Genomic DNA, 15,798 nt, shown 5'->3' with positions numbered 1-15,798 from the left:
CATTCTAATTGGAAGGCCTTTTACGCTGTGACAGAGATGAAAACTTGGATGTGCCTGATTTGTGGTTGGATTTATGATGAGGCGACAGGAGATCCTGAGCACGGCGTTGCCCCGGGAACAGCTTGGCGTGACGTCCCTGTGAACTGGACTTGCCCTGAGTGTGGCGCCCGCAAAGAAGATTTCGAGATGGTGGCCATCTGAGACCTTCTGTCTCGACAGCCGATATTCATTGTTCCCAATTGCTTGTTCAGGAGTTTTAGCTTGTGACCATGCCCATAACGACTTTTAAAGTGCTGGTCATCGACGACAGCAATACCATTCGACGCAGTGCAGAAATCTTCCTGAAGCAGGGCGGTCATGAGGTCATTCTTGCTGAGGATGGCTTTGATGCGCTTGCCAAGGTCAATGATTGCCAGCCCGACTTAATTTTCTGCGATATTTTGATGCCCCGTTTGGATGGGTATCAAGCCTGCGCGATCATCAAACGCAATGCTAAATTCGCAGATGTTCCCATCGTGATGTTGTCATCCAAGGATGGCGTTTTTGACAAAGCACGAGGGCGAATGGTCGGAGCGCAGGACTATCTGACAAAACCGTTTACCAAAGACCAACTGCTGCATGCGGTGCAGGAATTTGGTCGTGCAATGCAAGGAATAAGTTAATGGCGATTCAAAATGTACTGGTCGTGGACGACTCGAAAACCGAGTTGATGTATTTGACCAATTTATTGCAGAAAAACGGAATGTCCGTTCGGACAGCACAAGGCGCGGACGAAGCGCTTCGTCGCTTGACAGAGCAGAAGCCGGATCTGATTCTGATGGATATCGTGATGCCGGGACAGAACGGATTTCAGTTGACCCGATCAATCAATAGAAACCCGGAGTACACGGACATTCCCATCATCATTTGCACGAGCAAGAATTTGGAGACTGATCGTGTCTGGGGTATGCGCCAGGGCGCCAAGGACTACATCACCAAGCCGGTGGATGCCGCCGAGTTGATGACAAAAATCAAGGCACTGGGCTAAGCCCGGCATTCGAGATGGCGAATCGCGAAGCACTGCGAGAACTCCAGACCCGACTGGCCAGTCGACTGAAGGCCGCGCGGACCGAAGAGGTGTCGGCGTCCTGGTTGGCAGTGACGGTGGGTGATCGGCATTGTCTTTTTCCATTGTCGCAATCAGGAGAGATTTTTCCGGTTAGCTACATTCAGGCAGTCCCCTACGCACAGGCCTGGTTCAAGGGTGTTGCCAATCTGCGAGGCTCATTGTGTGGCGTCGTTGATTTGGCAAGTTTCATGGGCGACTCGTCGAATTTTGGCGGCGCTGACCTTTCGCAGTCAGACCCCAGCGTTGTTACCTTTAATTCTGCGCTCGATATCAACTGCTCGCTGTTGGTCGGCGGCTTGGCTGGTTTGCGTAAAAGAGATGCGTTCGCTTCAGCGCGGCCGCCGCCTGAGGGCGCGCCCGCCTACTTTGGCAATCAGTTTGTCGATCTCGATGGAGTGTCCTGGCAGGAAATTAACCTGCAGACCCTGTCGCAGTTTCCCGAATTCCTCAGCATTAGCGCTTAAGTTCCAACCTAAGGTTTTGATATGTCCGTTGTTGATCAGTTGAAAGCAGTTTTTGGAAAAAAAGCGCCCGAATTGGAGGAGGATTCAAGGATGAGTCTGGGAATGCCGGATGGTGCCATGGGCGCAATGCCTATGGGGAAAATGACCGGTTACGCCGGTCTGCCTGCCGGCGCTCGGGAGTCCGAGGCGGAAAGTGATCTGGTCGCTTTGCCCTTGCTCGGCAAGAAAACGGTGCTGCAGCATCAGCGAGTGCTGTCTATTCTGCTTGGCGTGAGCTTGGTGCTGCTGGCCGGAGTGACGTTGCTGGCCTTGAGTCAGGGCGATCGTGTGGCGCAGCAAATTGAAGCCACCGGCAACTCCTTGATGCAGTCTCAGCGGTTGGCGAAATCGGTGTCTCAAGCCTTGGTCGGCGGCTCACAAGCTTTCCCGGACGTGGCGGAAAGCTCTGGGGTGTTGGTGAAATCAGTTCGCGGATTGCAGGGAGGCGACGAGAAAATGGGTCTGGCCGCCCTCAGCGCCGACTTTGCGGGCGACCTGGGGAAAATTGCTCCACTGATGGAGCGCGCCGAAAAAAATGCCGCAACTGTGATGTCTCAGCAAAAGATTTTGACGCAAGTCGGCGCTGCTCTTCGATTGATCAATCGTCAATCGTCTGACCTGCTCGAGATTGCTGAAACAGTGTCCTCTCTCAAGTTGCAGCAAAATGCGCCGCCTGCCGAAATCTCCGCTGCGGGTCAGCTTGTTATGTTGACACAACGTGTCGGCAAATCGTCCAATGAATTTTTGACAGCGGATGGTGTGAGTCCAGAGGCTGTTTTTCTTTTGGGTAAAGATCTGAACTCCTTCAAGGAAATATCAGTTGGCCTACTGGATGGCAGTCCAGAACTTCGTTTATCGGCCGCAAAAAATCCACAGACGCGTGAGCAACTGGAAGCGCTAATCAAGTTGTTTGACGAAACGCGAACACAAGCAGGCGCTATCTTGGGCAACCTCCAGGGTTTGGTCTCAGCACGTGAGGCGCAGGTTGCCATTTTGGCTGACAGTGAACCTTTGCGTCAGAACCTAGAGACATTGCAGGGCAAGTTGTCCTCGCAAGCGGGACTTGGCGTGGCGCCGCTGTCTACATTGATTGGCTCGGCGTTGTTGGCTTTGCTTTGTGCGGGTGGTCTGTCCTATGTGCAGCTGCTCGATAGCCGCAAACGTCAGCAGGGTGCGGAGGTGCAACGAGTTCGCGCGGAGAACCAGCAACAAGAGGGTAAACGGGTTAATGATGCCAACCAGGCCGCTATTTTGCGTCTGATGAATGAGCTGCAAACGGTTGCTGAGGGTGATCTGACACAAGAAGCCACGGTGACGGAGGACATCACCGGCGCCATTGCCGACTCGGTGAACTATACGGTCGAAGAGTTGCGCTCGCTTGTTGGAAACGTACAAAAAACGGCTGCACGAGTGGCGCAGACGACGGCTGATGTCGACACGACTTCAACTGAGTTGTTGGCCGCATCCAATGAACAACTTCACGAAATTCGGGAAACAGGCCGCTCTGTTGTGGACATGGCGTCGCGAATTAACGATGTGTCAGCCCAAGCGCAAGAGTCGGCTTCGGTGGCGCGTCAGTCGCTTCAGGCCGCAGAGGTTGGCTTGCAGGCGGTGCAGCATGCGATCGGTGGTATGAACGCCATTCGCGACCAGATTCAGGAAACGTCCAAACGCATCAAGCGACTGGGCGAGTCGTCTCAGGAGATTGGAGAGATCACAGAGCTGATTTCCGATATCACCGAGCAAACCAACGTCTTGGCGTTGAATGCGGCCATTCAGGCGGCGTCCGCTGGCGAAGCGGGGCGAGGCTTCTCGGTGGTTGCTGAAGAGGTGCAGCGTTTGGCCGAGCGCTCAGCGGATGCGACGCGTCAGATTTCAGCCTTGGTGAAGGCGATTCAGACTGACACCCAGGATGCTGTGGGCGCCATGGAGCGCTCTACACAGGGTGTGGTTGAAGGAGCCAAGCTGTCCGACAACGCCGGTACAGCGCTGACCGAGGTTGACCTCGTGTCTCGCAAACTGGCTGACTTGATTGAGAATATTTCAACATCAACCTCACGCGAGGCCAGTTTGGCCAATGTGGTGGCGGACAACATTCAACATATTTTTGCTGTGACTGAGCAAACCGGGGAGGGAACACGTTCCACCGCGGCTCAGGTTCGCGAGTTGTCAAAGATGGCTGAGGAGCTGCGTCAATCGGTTGCTCGATTCAAAATTGCCTGACCCTCACCGACTGTCGTCTTTGTTTCCAGGAGTGCACGACCCCATGCAAGTAAACGTTGCCTCGACTGGCGAAAATCAATCCAACGCCCCTGATTTAGGTCCGTTGGCCTGGGTGCTTGATGAGTTGCGAAAGTCTTTGGACGGCGCCACGAAAGCGTTGCGCCGATTTGTCCGTGACGCAGCCCTGTCGCGGGGATCGGATTTAGCCGCGCTGGATGCCAGTCAGCTGCGCATTGCCCGCCAACAATTGCACCAAGCCGTCGGCGCGCTTGAGATGGTGGGAATGCCAGCGCCTGCCAAGGTTCTGCGCGCCATGGAAGCACTGGCGCAGCGCTTTGTGCAACGACCAGAGCAATGCAGTGATGAGGCGACGAACAAAGTGGAGCGCGCCAGTTTCGCATTGATTGAATACCTTGAAGGTGTTCTTAAAGGCAAGCAGGCCTCGTCAGTGGCCTTGTTTCCACAATACCGGGACCTGCAGGAATTGTTGGGTGAGGAGCGAATTCACCCTGCGGATCTTTGGCCACATGACTGGCGATGGGTTGACGTCGATATTCAGAATTGCCCGCCCGCACAGGGCTATGACGCGGTCTCGCGTAGCCGAATTGAGGGCTATGTTCTCAATGTCGTTAAAACGGGCAATGTTTCGACCTCCAAGGCCATGCGGGATGTTTCCCTTGGATTCGCCGCCAATCAGTCGGCGCTTGAGCCACGGGTGTTCTGGAAAATCTGCGCAGCATATTTCGAGGCAGTTGCCAAAGGATTGTGCCCCTCAGACGTCTATGCCAAACGTGTTGCGTCACGGATCTTCCTTCAATATCGGACCTTGATCAAAGGTGACGCTGATCTGTCGATCCGGCTTGCTCAAGATTTGCTTTTCTTTTGCGCGCAAGCGGTCCCCGTCAACGACGAGGACACCCCCGTACTTGCAGCTGTGCGTCGGGCGTATGGTCTGACCGGGGCACTTCCATTTAGCTACGACAAACCGCAGTTCGGGCGGTTTGATCCTGCAATGCTGGTGCAAGCTCGCCGGCGAATCGCGTCTGCGACGGAGACTTGGTCGGCATTGGCAGGTGGTGAGACGAATCGCTTGAAGGCGGCAACTGACCAATTTGCCCTCGTGGCTGACTCTGTGGTTAAGTTGCATCCAGAAAGCAGCGCCTTGGCCCAGGCATTGACAGCGGCAGTTGAGACGACGACTCGTTCCTCAGAGGCGCCTCCGCCTGCATTGGCGATGGAGGTGGCCACAGCAATTTTGTTCCTTGAGGCCGCTTATGAGGACATGGATCCGACCGATTCGAACATGCCGGCACGAAGTGCCGGCCTTGCGCGGCGACTCGTGCACGTCAATGCTGGCGGCGACCCCGAACCGCTTGAGGGGTGGATGGAGGAGCTCTATCGGCGCGTCAGTGATCGACAGATTATGGGAAGCGTTGTCGATGAATTGCGGACCACGCTGTCTGATGTTGAGAAGTCGCTTGATGCTTATTTTCGCGATTCGTCCAGCGCACTGCCTCTTCATGAGGTTCCCAGCCAATTGGCGCAAATGCGGGGTGTCTTTTCCGTGTTGGGACTGGATCAGGCCGCGATCGCATCGCTGCGAATGAGAGCTACGGTAGAGAGATTTCTTGCCGATGGGGGCGACGCATCATTTGACAGAAATACAGCGATTGAAAAGCTGGGGAATAGCTTGGGGGCGCTGGGCTTTCTGATTGATATGTTGAGTTATCAACGCGAACTCGCCAAGAAACTTTTTGTCTATGACGAGGAGGCAGGGGAGTTCAAACCGGTAATGGGCCGTGAACGGCAGCCCGACGTCGGGCCAACCGCATCGCCTGAGATGTCCGCCGTGTTGGAAGATACGGGGCTCGCGGATGCGAATATGACTGGCGCGGTGGAAGAGACTGCGGTGCAAGCAGCGGCAATCAGTATTCCTGCTCCAGAGGTGCAGACACCGACACCGACACGTGAGTCGTCAATAGCTGAGATCGACAATGATGATGAAGAGATTGATCTCAAAGAGATCTTTCTGGAGGAGGCACGGGAGGTCGCCAAAACCGGCCTGGAAGCTGTACACGCATTGGCAGACCAACCTGATGATTTGGGCCAACTGACCACGCTGCGACGCGCTTTTCATACCCTCAAGGGAAGCTCGCGCATGGTCGGTCTCACCGAGTTCGGCGAGGGTGGTTGGGCCATGGAGCAGTTGCTAAACAGTTGGCTGGCCGACCGGTTGCCAGCGAGTCCATCGATGCTCGATTTGTGCGGCGATGCCTTGCAAGGGTTTTCTCGCTGGATCGAAGATATCGCCGTGGACGAGGATGCCGCTTGGGAGGCGCGAGTTTTCAGGGAGGCCGCCGATGCGATGCGCCTTGAGGGGCGTCGAGTTGAGATGTTGCTGCCTGGAGATATTTCAGAAGCATTCAAAACCAATGACGAGGATTCGCAAGAGGGTCAACCCGACTTTGCATCCACCGAGTTGGCTGACGCAGCGACGTCGATGCTAGATTTCAAAGGCCATCTGGTTGCCCAAGAGCAGTCGGACCGTGACGGTGCCGAAAGCCAGTCCTTGAATCTTGACGATTTTGACTTTGGAGAGTTTCCCGATGCGGAAACGGTTCTTTTGGTTCCTGAGGGCGAACGAGAGGACTGCGTGGACTCTGTTCGGGCAGCCACCGAGGTTGACGAAGAAAGCGTTACAACCAGTGGTGCACCATTGGAATCTTTGATAGAACCAGAACCAGAATTGGCCTTTGAAGAGCAGGTCAAGGTGATTGGTGGTTTGCGCATCGACATTCCGCTCTACAACGTCTATTTAAATGAAGCCGATGAATGGTCCCGGCGGCTGTTGACAGAGTTGAGTGAGTGGGCACTGGAGTTGCATAAACCCCTGCCTGAGTCGACCTTGGCGTTGACACATTCATTGGCCGGTAGCTCCGCGACTGTTGGGTTTGGCGCGCTGTCAGAAATCTCCAGAGTGCTAGAACACGCGCTGGACCATGTGCGCCTACATATTGCAGGGACACCCGAACACGCGCAGTTGTTCGTCGAGTCAGCAGAAGACATCCGACGTTTGCTGCACCAGTTCGCCGCTGGCTTTCTCAAAGAACCCAACCCAAGCTTGGTCGAGGCCTTGAAAAAAGTTCTTGAGATTGACGCATCCTCTGGCTACGCCACGATTGACGATGAATTGAGTGCGGTCGAAGTACCGGTTGACGAGGATCCGATCGAACTTGAATCAAACCCACTTGACAACCGGGGCGAAGGCGCTGGTGAGATCGAACCATTGCTAGACGAGTTGCAGGGAGCGGAAGAGTCCGTGAACGGCGACACGGACTCATTCATGGCTGACGAGATTGAGGCCGCTGTTGTCCCCGCGACGTTAGCCACGAAGCCCGTCGAGCAGTTGTTTGCCCATAACCGCTTGGACGACGATGACAGCGACATTGAAGCTACAGATCAACTCGACGTCGATCTGCTCCCTATATTCGAGGAAGAGGCCCTTGAGTTGCTGCCTCAGTTGGGCGGCGCATTGCGCCAATGGGCCGCGCATCCTGGAAATCTAGGCGCTCGCAACGAAGCGCTGCGTGTATTGCACACCCTGAAAGGCAGCGCCCGTCTCGCAGGGGCCATGCAAATGGGGGAGTTAAGCCACCGCATGGAGTCAGCGATTGAGCACATGGGCTCAGACTCATTGGATCAGAGTCAAATTGAGCCACTAATGGCACGTTTGGACACCATCCAAGCCAACTTTGGAAAACTTCGGGCGATACCTGAGCAAGAACTGCTTCATCCTGAGTCCGCACAGGACGACGGGGAGCCACTCTCGTCCGACGCTGAGCCAGAGAGCAGTGATACGACAGAGACTGTGACGCAGCCTGGGGACATGCCTGTTGCACCTTCGGTTCCGACGGGTGCCAGGGTGGCCGCTGCTGCATTGGAAATAGCTCCGTCGCGCAAAGGCTCCAATCAGAGTGTGAGGGTTCGCGCTCAGCTCCTGGATCGTTTGGTCAATCAGGCGGGGGAAGTCATGATCACGCGCTCCCGCTTGGAGGTCCGCTTGGGGCAACTGCGCGGATCCTTGGGCGATTTGACGGGAAATCTGGATCGATTGAGGGGGCAGTTGCGAGACATTGAACTGCAGTCTGAATCGCAGATGCAGTCTCGACTGGCGCAAGCCAAAGACTCGGCACAAGGCTTTGACCCGCTGGAGTTTGATCGGTTCACACGGGTTCAGGAACTGACCCGGATGATGGCCGAGTCAGTGGATGACGTGGCAACGGTGCACCGCAATTTGCAGCGCACTGTTGAGGGAACCGAGGATGACTTGGTGGCTCAGCGACGTCAGGCCCGGGAGTTGCAGCGTGATTTGCTGCGCACTCGCATGGTGGAGTTTGACGGCATCTCAGATCGCTTGTACGGGGTCGTCCGGCAAGCAGCCAAAGAAACAGGTAAACAAGTCAAGTTGGACATCCGGGGCGCCTTGGAGATGGATCGCGGGGTGCTGGATCGAATGGCGCCCGCCTTTGAACACCTGTTGCGAAACTCGGTGGTTCACGGCGTGGAGTCACCAGAGTTGCGACTTGAGGCAGGAAAACCGGCTGTAGGCACCATCGTGGTTCAGTTGCAGCAACAAAGCAATGACGTCACCGTCGAGTTTCAGGATGACGGTGCGGGGCTGAATCTGGATCGCATCCTGGAAAAAGCTCAAGCAGAAGGTTACCTCGCTGAGGGCGCAACCCCGACAGATCTTGAGTTGGCCGACTTTATCTTCACCCCTGGGTTTTCTACGGCGTCACAAGTGACTGAGCTGGCGGGGCGAGGAATCGGTCTGGATGTCGTTCGGGCCGAAGTGAATGCCTTGGGTGGACGAATCGAAACCACCACCAAGCCTGGGCAGGGGACGACATTCAAGTTGGTTCTGCCTTTGACGACAGCCGTGACCCAAGTCGTGATGTTGCGATTGGGCGATAAATTGATCGGCGTGCCTGCAAATTTGATTGAAACGGTGCGTCGTGTGCCTGCAGATAGCGTGGATCAAGCCTATCAAGCTCACGTTTTTGAATCTGGTAGTGAGATGCTCCCGTTTTACTGGGCCGGTGCACTTTTGCAATCATCGCCCGCCAGTGTGGAGGCGCGGACGAAGACGTTGCCGGTGGTGGTGTTCCGAAGCGCAGGCCAAGGATTGGCCATGCACGTAGACGAGGTGCTGGGCAATCAAGAGGTTGTGGTCAAACACTTGGGGCCTCAGTTGTCCCGCCTGCCCGGCCTGACCGGCATGTCTGTGTTGGCCTCAGGTGTCGTCGTGTTGATTTACAACCCAGTCGCGCTGGCGTCGGTTTATGGGAAAAAGGCGCAAGAGTTCAAACGCCAAGGCGAAGAGCAGGCCTCTGCCGCTGGATCGTCAGGCGCGGCGGCATCTGCGTCCCTGTCAAATGGCCCAGGGCAAGCGCCATTGGTTCTTGTTGTTGATGACTCCATCACTGTTCGACGTGTCACGCAAAGGTTGTTGAAACGTGAGGGCTTCCGAGTGGCTTTGGCAGCAGATGGATTGCAGGCGCTTGAGCGATTGCGAGACGAGATTCCTTCAGTGGTGCTGTCGGACATTGAAATGCCTCGAATGGACGGATTTGACCTGGTTCGTAATATTCGCGGCGACACCAAGATGCATGACCTGCCAGTCATCATGATTACCTCACGTATCGCCGAGAAGCATCGTGAGTTGGCGCGTGAGTTGGGCGTGGATCATTACCTGGGCAAGCCGTACTCGGAAGATACATTGGTTGAGTTGGTTCGCACCTATTGCGTCCCGACGATTGACGCCTGAAAAAGCGATTGAATCCCAACCAAACCTCTGGGCCGTTCTTTGACAGGGAACGGCCCTTTTTTATTTCTTTGATAGCGATTTTTTGACCACGGCATAGCGACTGAGGGTGAGTAACCTGGCCTCATCATGGGCCACCACAGGGTGTGGGTAGTTCACCCCCAAAGTCAATTTAGCAGCCTTTAGTTCATCCGGTTTGGTTTTCCAAGGGGCGTGCAGGGCCTTGTTGGTCAATAAGGACAATTGAGGCAGGTAGCGGCGGATGAAATCCCCTTGCGGGTCGAACTTCTCACTCTGACTGATCGGGTTGAAAATTCGGAAATAGGGTTGTGCGTCGCACCCGCTGGAGCTGACCCATTGCCACCCGCCGTTATTGGCGGCCAAATCAAAGTCATTCAAGTGCTTGGCAAAATAGGCCTCGCCTTGACGCCAGTCAATGCCGAGGTCTTTGACGAGAAAACTGCCAACCACCATTCGCAGGCGGTTGTGCATATAGCCTGTTTGGTTGAGTTGCGCCATGGCTGCGTCCACCAGGGGATAACCCGTTTTTCCGTGGCACCAGGCTTCAAACAACGATTTTTCACGAGGCCCGCTTTCCCAGACGATGGCGTCGTACTCTGACTTGTACGCCCGTTGGGCGACATGGGGGAAGTTTGCCAAAATTTGAAAATAAAAGTCCCGCCATACCAATTCACTCAGCCAAACGGCCGCACCTTGACTGCCTTGAATCTGACGCTGCAGGGCCGTCGCCACGAGCTGGCGAATGGAAACGGTGCCAAAACGCAAATGCACGCTGAGATAGCTCGGCCCCTTTTTGGAGGGGAAGTTGCGGGTGTCGTGGTACTCATCCATCCGGTCGAAAAAGTCCTCGAACAACTGCCGGGCACCCGAGGCGCCCGTGGGCAAACGCAGCGTACTCAGATTGCTTGCTTCGAAACCAATCCTCGCAAGCGCAGGCACGTCGTTGCAATATGCCGCTGGGCGCGACGCCAGCTTGGATGCCAGGGCGGAGCAGTCATGGTTGCCCAAGTGAGTTTCTGTCAGCGTGGCCAGCCATTTATTTTTGTAAGGCGTGAATACGCCATAGGGCGTGCCGGTTTGGGTCAGTATTTCCTGGCGCTCAAAGATCACATGGTCTTTGCAGGTTTGAAAGTCAACGCCGGCGCTTGCCAATGCCGCACGTACCTGCTCGTCTCGAATGTCGGATTGGGGTTCATAGTCGTGTGCCGCAAATACCGCCTGGGCACCGAGTTCCTGGGCCAGCGGGGCGATAGCGTCCACGGATTTGGCGTGCCGAATGATCAAGCCGGCATTACTTTTTCCGCTCAATTGGCGCAGATCCGCGTCTAACTCACACAGTGACTCGCGAATGAACTCGACACGACGATCGGCGCGTGGCAGCTCATCAAGAATGTCCCGGTCAAACACGAAAACGCAATGAAGCTGTCGACACGCCTTGAGGGCCATGTGCAGGGCGGCGTTGTCCGCGACGCGCAAATCGCGTCGAAACCACATCAGTCCGGTCTCAAATTGTTGGATCATGTTCACCGTTAAAATTGTTGGATGCATGATGATTTTGCCCTGACTAACTTGACGAATCATTTTCTGATCGCCATGCCCGGATTGCAGGACGAGGTTTTCCATCGCAGTGTGGTCTACCTGTGCGAGCACAGTGACAAAGGAGCCTTGGGGCTGGTAATCAATAAACCGTGTGAAATCAGCATGACCGGCTTGTTCGACAAGCTGAGTTTGCCGCTGCTGCGCAAGGATTTGTTTGACGCGCCAGTGTTCCTGGGCGGGCCGGTTCAAAACGACCGTGGATTTGTGCTGCATGACGCCACGTTCTCCGAAGCGGATCAACCGGAGGAGGCCGTTTATGCCTCGACGATGATGATTCCAGGTGGTATGGAAATGACGACCTCCAAGGACGTGTTGGAGGCGATTTCCACCGGATTTGGACCCGCTCGCGTCCTGGTATCCCTGGGTTATGCCGCCTGGGGAGAGGGGCAGTTGGAGTCAGAGTTGGGCGAAAACAGCTGGTTGACCGTGGCAGCAGACCCGGCCCTGATTTTCGAGACGCCCTTTGCCGAACGGTATGACAAAGCGCTGAAGTTGCTCGGACTGGAGGCATGGATGCTCTCCATGGATGCGGGGCACGCATGAGCACCGCACCTGCGGTAACACCGGCCACCGTTTCCCCCGGCTTGCAGACTTTTTTGGCGCTGGATTTTGGCATCAAGCGAACCGGCTTTGCAGTTGGCAACCGCTTGATGCGCACCGCCCAGCCGCAAGGCACGATTCAAGCCGAAGGCGATGCGCGCTTCGTCAAGATCGCCGAGCGTCTGCGCGAATGGCAGCCCGATGCCTTGGTGGTAGGTGTGCCCTATCACCCGGACGGTGCCGAGCACGAAAACACCCGCAGGGCCCGCAAGTTCTCTCGCCAGTTGCAAGGGCGTTTTAACCTGCCGGTGTTTGAGGTGGATGAGCGCTACACGACAACCGAAGCGCACTCCATGGGCGCTAAAGACGCCGATGCCGCCGCAGCCTGCATTATTTTGGAACAGTTTTTGAGGAGTATTCCATGAGCACACTCGTGCTGGACGCCGAGGCGCTTTATACCGAGTTTTTGGCGGGCGTGCGCGCCCTGTACCGCCCCGGCATGCGCTTGGTGGGTGTGACCTCGGGCGGCGCCTGGCTGGCTGAGCGTATGCACAAGGATTTGGGCCTGACTGAAGACATTGGCATTATTTCTTCGAGCATGCATCGTGATGATTTCGCCCAGCGCGGCATGACCTCGGCGGCGCAGACTCAAATTGGCTTTGACGTGAATGGGGCAGACATTATTTTGCTGGACGACGTGCTGCATACCGGGCGCACCATTCGGGCCGTGTTGAATGAGCTGTTTGACTTCGGTCGCCCGGCCTCCGTCAAGCTGGCCGTGCTGGTAGACCGCAGTGGTCACCAATTGCCCATTCAGGCGGATTACTTTGCCGCGCGGGTGGCCCTGTCGCCCAAGCAGTCACTGGCTCTGGCGCGCAGTGATGCGGGAGTCTTCAGTTTCAACGTGAAAGAGCGCTAAGCCATGCTGTACCGGCGTAACCCCCAGCTGAACAAAAATGGTGAGTTGATTCACCTGCTCTCCATTGAGGGCCTGCCCAAGAGCATCCTGAACCAGGTGCTGGATACAGCGACCAATTTTGTCAGTGTGAACGATCGCGAGGTCAAGAAGGTGCCTTTGCTGCGTGGCAAGAGCGTGTTCAACCTCTTTTTTGAAAACTCAACACGTACCCGAACCACTTTCGAGATTGCTGGCAAGCGCCTGAGCGCCGACGTGATCAACCTGGACATAGCCAAGTCTTCCGCCTCCAAAGGCGAGTCACTGCTGGACACCGTGGCGAATTTGAGCGCCATGGCCGCGGACCTGTTTGTGGTTCGCCACGGTGAGTCTGGCGCCCCCTATTTGATTGCCCAGCACGTGGCGCCTCATGTGCATGTGATCAACGCCGGGGACGGGCGGCACTCGCATCCGACCCAGGGCCTGCTGGACATGTATACGATTCGGCACTTCAAGAAAGACTTCACCAACCTCACCGTGGCCATCGTTGGCGATGTGCTGCACTCACGGGTTGCCCGTTCTGACATTCACGCACTGACTATTCTGGGTTGCGCCGAGGTGCGGGTTGTGGGTCCCAAAACTCTGGTGCCGTCCGACCTGTCGCACATGGGGGTTCGCGTGTTCCACAACATGGAAGAGGGCATTCGCGATTGCGATGTGGTCATCATGTTGCGCTTGCAAAGCGAGCGCATGAGCGGCGCCTTGCTGCCGTCCAGCCATGAATATTTCAAAAGCTATGGCCTCACGCCTGAGAAACTGCAATTGGCCAAGCCGGATGCCATCGTGATGCACCCTGGCCCCATCAACCGGGGGGTGGAGATTGACTCCGCCGTGGTCGATGGCAAGCAAGCAGTAATCTTGCCCCAGGTGACCTTTGGCATCGCCGTGCGTATGGCGGTGATGAGCATCGTCGCGGGCAATGAGGCATAACGCGGCGGCTCCGAGCCACCGCAACTGACGGGTTCATGATGACAATGCAGAAAAACTTACTGATCAAGGGTGGCCGGGTCATCGACCCCGCCAGCGGTTTCGATGAAATTGCCGACGTGGCCCTTGCCAATGGGGCAGTGGTAGCTATTAAAAATATAGCATCTGACTTCCAGGCCGAACAAACGATTGACGCTACGGGCTGCCTGGTGCTACCCGGTTTGGTGGATTTGGCGCTGCGTCTGCGTGAGCCAGGTCATGAACACGAGGGCATGCTGGAATCGGAAATGACGGCGGCAGTGGCCGGCGGGGTGACCAGTCTGGTTTGCCCACCCGACACCGATCCAGTGCTGGACGTACCCGGCTTGGTGGAGATGTTGCGCTTCAGGGCTGAGAAGCTCAACCTGGGCCGCTTGTACCCACTGGGCGCATTAACCCGCAACCTCGCGGGTGAGGCGCTGACTGAAATGTTGGAGCTCACGGAAGCGGGCTGTGTAGGCTTCAGCCAGGCCGATGTGCCAGTGCAAAACACCCAAGTCTTGCAGCGTGCCCTGCAATACGCCAGCACGTTTGGCTACACCGTGTGGTTGCGGCCCCAAGACTACTACCTGGGCAAGGGCGTGGCGGCCAGCGGCGCGCTGGCCACCCGCATGGGCTTGAGTGGGGTGCCCGTGGCAGCCGAAACCATTGGACTGCTCACCATCTTTGAATTAATGAAAACGACGGACGCCCGGGTTCACTTGTGCCGACTCAGCAGTGCCGCCGGCGTTGCTTTGGTGCGGCAAGCCAAATTGGATGGACTGAAAGTCAGTTGCGATATCAATATCAACTCGCTACACCTGACAGACGCCGACATCAGCTACTTTGACAGCCGCGCGCGATTGAACCCGCCGCTGCGTCAGCAGCGCGACCGTGACGCGCTTTCCTCCGGTTTGGCCGATGGCACTATCGACGCCTTGGTGTCTGACCACACTCCGGTGGATGAAGACGCCAAGAACCTCCCCTTTGCCGAAAGCGAACCCGGCGCCACGGGCGTTGAACTCTTGCTGAGCCTGGCCTACAAGTGGAGCGTGGATAAAAAAGTGGACCTGGCCCGTGCTGTGGCCGTGGTCACCAGTGGACCGGCTGATGTCCTGGGGCAGTCGCTGGGTAAGCGCGCGGGCCGTGTCGGGCGCATCGCTGTCGGTGGGCTGGCCGACTTGTGTATTTTTGCGCCGAATGAGGATTGGGTGGTGGAAGCCAGTGCTTTGCGCAGCCAAGGCAAGCACACCCCTTTCTCTGGCTACGAATTACCGGGACGGGTGCGCTGCACCGTGGTCGGCGGTCGCGTCGCTTACCAAGCGCAATGACGGGCGCGGTAGTACGGCTGCTGGCCGTCTGGAGGCTCGTGCGTGTTGTCAGCTACATCCTTTGGGGCGGCTGGCTGGTGTTTACACGGCTGCCCAAGATGACTCCCCAGCAAAAAGAGGCACGAATCAAGAGTTGGTCCCTTTCTTTGCTTGATAAGTTTGCTATCAAAGTAATAGTAAATGGCGTGCCACCCGCTCAGGGTCCAATGTTATTGGCCTCCAACCACATCTCGTGGCTGGATATTGTGGTGATGCTGGCCGCTCGCCCCTGTCGCTTTGTGTCCAAGGCCGACATCAAACACTGGCCGTTGATTGGCGCGATGGCCAGCGCCGGTGGCACGTTGTTTATTGAGCGAGAGTCTCGCCGTGACGCCATGCGCGTGGTTCACCATATGGCCGAGCAGCTCACTGCTGGCGATGTGCTGGCGGTCTTTCCAGAAGGCACGACCAGCGACGGGGTCAGCTTGCTGCCTTTTCACGCCAACCTCTTTCAGGCCGCCATTGCTGTCAATGCGCCGGTGATGCCCGTGGCAATTTCGTTCATTGACGAAGCTACCGGGACCACCAGCCTGGCCCCTTGCTACATCGGTGACGATACCTTGATGCAGTCCATGTGGCGAACGCTCAAGGCGCAGCCGCTGTGCGTGGTGCTCTCCTACGGCGAGGCGCAATATGCGCAAGGCCGGGATCGTCGCACCTGGGCGGCTGATTTGCGAACCGAAGTGAGCCGTTTGCGGACTCCCGCCTAA

Annotated in this window: 13 protein-coding genes; 12 read left to right on the top strand and 1 reads right to left on the bottom strand. The window is 56.5% G+C overall.

From position 1 onward, the window contains the following. Positions 1-36 precede the first annotated feature (36 nt). From J8G15_RS10950 to J8G15_RS10925, 6 genes are all read left to right on the top strand, one after another. On the top strand, positions 37-201 hold the full coding sequence (locus J8G15_RS10950; RefSeq protein WP_210541959.1) for a rubredoxin: 165 nt from the start codon (positions 37-39) through the stop codon (positions 199-201). 68 nt (positions 202-269) lie between these two features. Then, positions 270-662 (top strand): PleD family two-component system response regulator, encoded by a 393-nt coding sequence (locus tag J8G15_RS10945; RefSeq protein ID WP_210547551.1) that lies wholly within the window; start codon positions 270-272, stop codon positions 660-662. Further along, positions 662-1,027: a PleD family two-component system response regulator gene (locus tag J8G15_RS10940; RefSeq protein ID WP_210541958.1), complete on the top strand. Its 366-nt coding sequence runs from the start codon at positions 662-664 to the stop codon at positions 1,025-1,027. Before J8G15_RS10945 ends, J8G15_RS10940 begins: the two co-directional genes overlap by 1 nt. 14 nt (positions 1,028-1,041) lie before the next feature. Continuing rightward, complete coding sequence (locus J8G15_RS10935) at positions 1,042-1,572, top strand: chemotaxis protein CheW (protein WP_210541955.1); 531 nt, start codon at positions 1,042-1,044, stop codon at positions 1,570-1,572. Between the two features lie 21 nt (positions 1,573-1,593). After that, positions 1,594-3,834 carry a methyl-accepting chemotaxis protein gene (locus tag J8G15_RS10930; RefSeq protein ID WP_210541953.1) on the top strand — a complete coding sequence of 747 codons (2,241 nt, stop codon included), beginning with the start codon at positions 1,594-1,596 and terminating at the stop codon, positions 3,832-3,834. 43 nt (positions 3,835-3,877) lie between these two features. Beyond that, entirely contained in the window at positions 3,878-9,661 is a 5,784-nt protein-coding gene (locus J8G15_RS10925; RefSeq protein WP_210541951.1) for an Hpt domain-containing protein, read from the top strand. Positions 9,662-9,721: 60 nt separating this feature from the next. Here J8G15_RS10925 and J8G15_RS10920 read toward each other — a convergent pair whose 3' ends face one another. Next, entirely contained in the window at positions 9,722-11,200 is a 1,479-nt protein-coding gene (locus J8G15_RS10920) for a deoxyribodipyrimidine photo-lyase (protein ID WP_210541950.1), read from the bottom strand. Positions 11,201-11,221: 21 nt separating this feature from the next. On the opposite strand from J8G15_RS10920, the gene J8G15_RS10915 reads away from it, so the two are divergent. From J8G15_RS10915 to J8G15_RS10890, 6 genes are read left to right on the top strand one after another with little or no spacing between them, the layout of a single operon-like run. Then, complete coding sequence (locus J8G15_RS10915; RefSeq protein WP_210541948.1) at positions 11,222-11,821, top strand: YqgE/AlgH family protein; 600 nt, start codon at positions 11,222-11,224, stop codon at positions 11,819-11,821. Next, a complete protein-coding gene (gene ruvX / locus J8G15_RS10910; RefSeq protein WP_210541947.1) occupies positions 11,818-12,243 on the top strand; it encodes a Holliday junction resolvase RuvX in 426 nt (141 codons plus the stop codon). Before J8G15_RS10915 ends, ruvX begins: the two co-directional genes overlap by 4 nt. Next, entirely contained in the window at positions 12,240-12,737 is a 498-nt protein-coding gene (gene pyrR / locus J8G15_RS10905) for a bifunctional pyr operon transcriptional regulator/uracil phosphoribosyltransferase PyrR (RefSeq protein ID WP_210541946.1), read from the top strand. The genes ruvX and pyrR overlap by 4 nt, the downstream gene beginning before the upstream one ends. Before the next feature lie 3 nt (positions 12,738-12,740). Beyond that, positions 12,741-13,703 (top strand): aspartate carbamoyltransferase catalytic subunit, encoded by a 963-nt coding sequence (locus J8G15_RS10900; protein WP_210541945.1) that lies wholly within the window; start codon positions 12,741-12,743, stop codon positions 13,701-13,703. 38 nt (positions 13,704-13,741) lie between these two features. Next, positions 13,742-15,049, top strand: coding sequence for a dihydroorotase (locus J8G15_RS10895; protein ID WP_240538243.1), 1,308 nt, complete (start codon positions 13,742-13,744; stop codon positions 15,047-15,049). Beyond that, on the top strand, positions 15,046-15,798 hold the full coding sequence (locus J8G15_RS10890; protein WP_210541944.1) for a 1-acyl-sn-glycerol-3-phosphate acyltransferase: 753 nt from the start codon (positions 15,046-15,048) through the stop codon (positions 15,796-15,798). The genes J8G15_RS10895 and J8G15_RS10890 overlap by 4 nt, the downstream gene beginning before the upstream one ends.

Source organism: Rhodoferax sp. PAMC 29310 (assembly GCF_017948265.1).
Taxonomy (GTDB): domain Bacteria; phylum Pseudomonadota; class Gammaproteobacteria; order Burkholderiales; family Burkholderiaceae_C; genus Rhodoferax.
This window is presented reverse-complemented; position numbering and strand designations above follow the sequence as displayed.

Coding starts and splice junctions, on each gene's coding strand:
- J8G15_RS10950 (WP_210541959.1), top strand. CDS start 37: ATGAAAACTTGGATGTGCCTGATTTGTGGTTGGATTTATGATGAGGCG.
- J8G15_RS10945 (WP_210547551.1), top strand. CDS start 270: ATGCCCATAACGACTTTTAAAGTGCTGGTCATCGACGACAGCAATACC.
- J8G15_RS10940 (WP_210541958.1), top strand. CDS start 662: ATGGCGATTCAAAATGTACTGGTCGTGGACGACTCGAAAACCGAGTTG.
- J8G15_RS10935 (WP_210541955.1), top strand. CDS start 1,042: ATGGCGAATCGCGAAGCACTGCGAGAACTCCAGACCCGACTGGCCAGT.
- J8G15_RS10930 (WP_210541953.1), top strand. CDS start 1,594: ATGTCCGTTGTTGATCAGTTGAAAGCAGTTTTTGGAAAAAAAGCGCCC.
- J8G15_RS10925 (WP_210541951.1), top strand. CDS start 3,878: ATGCAAGTAAACGTTGCCTCGACTGGCGAAAATCAATCCAACGCCCCT.
- J8G15_RS10920 (WP_210541950.1), bottom strand. CDS start 11,200: ATGATCCAACAATTTGAGACCGGACTGATGTGGTTTCGACGCGATTTG.
- J8G15_RS10915 (WP_210541948.1), top strand. CDS start 11,222: ATGCATGATGATTTTGCCCTGACTAACTTGACGAATCATTTTCTGATC.
- ruvX (WP_210541947.1), top strand. CDS start 11,818: ATGAGCACCGCACCTGCGGTAACACCGGCCACCGTTTCCCCCGGCTTG.
- pyrR (WP_210541946.1), top strand. CDS start 12,240: ATGAGCACACTCGTGCTGGACGCCGAGGCGCTTTATACCGAGTTTTTG.
- J8G15_RS10900 (WP_210541945.1), top strand. CDS start 12,741: ATGCTGTACCGGCGTAACCCCCAGCTGAACAAAAATGGTGAGTTGATT.
- J8G15_RS10895 (WP_240538243.1), top strand. CDS start 13,742: ATGACAATGCAGAAAAACTTACTGATCAAGGGTGGCCGGGTCATCGAC.
- J8G15_RS10890 (WP_210541944.1), top strand. CDS start 15,046: ATGACGGGCGCGGTAGTACGGCTGCTGGCCGTCTGGAGGCTCGTGCGT.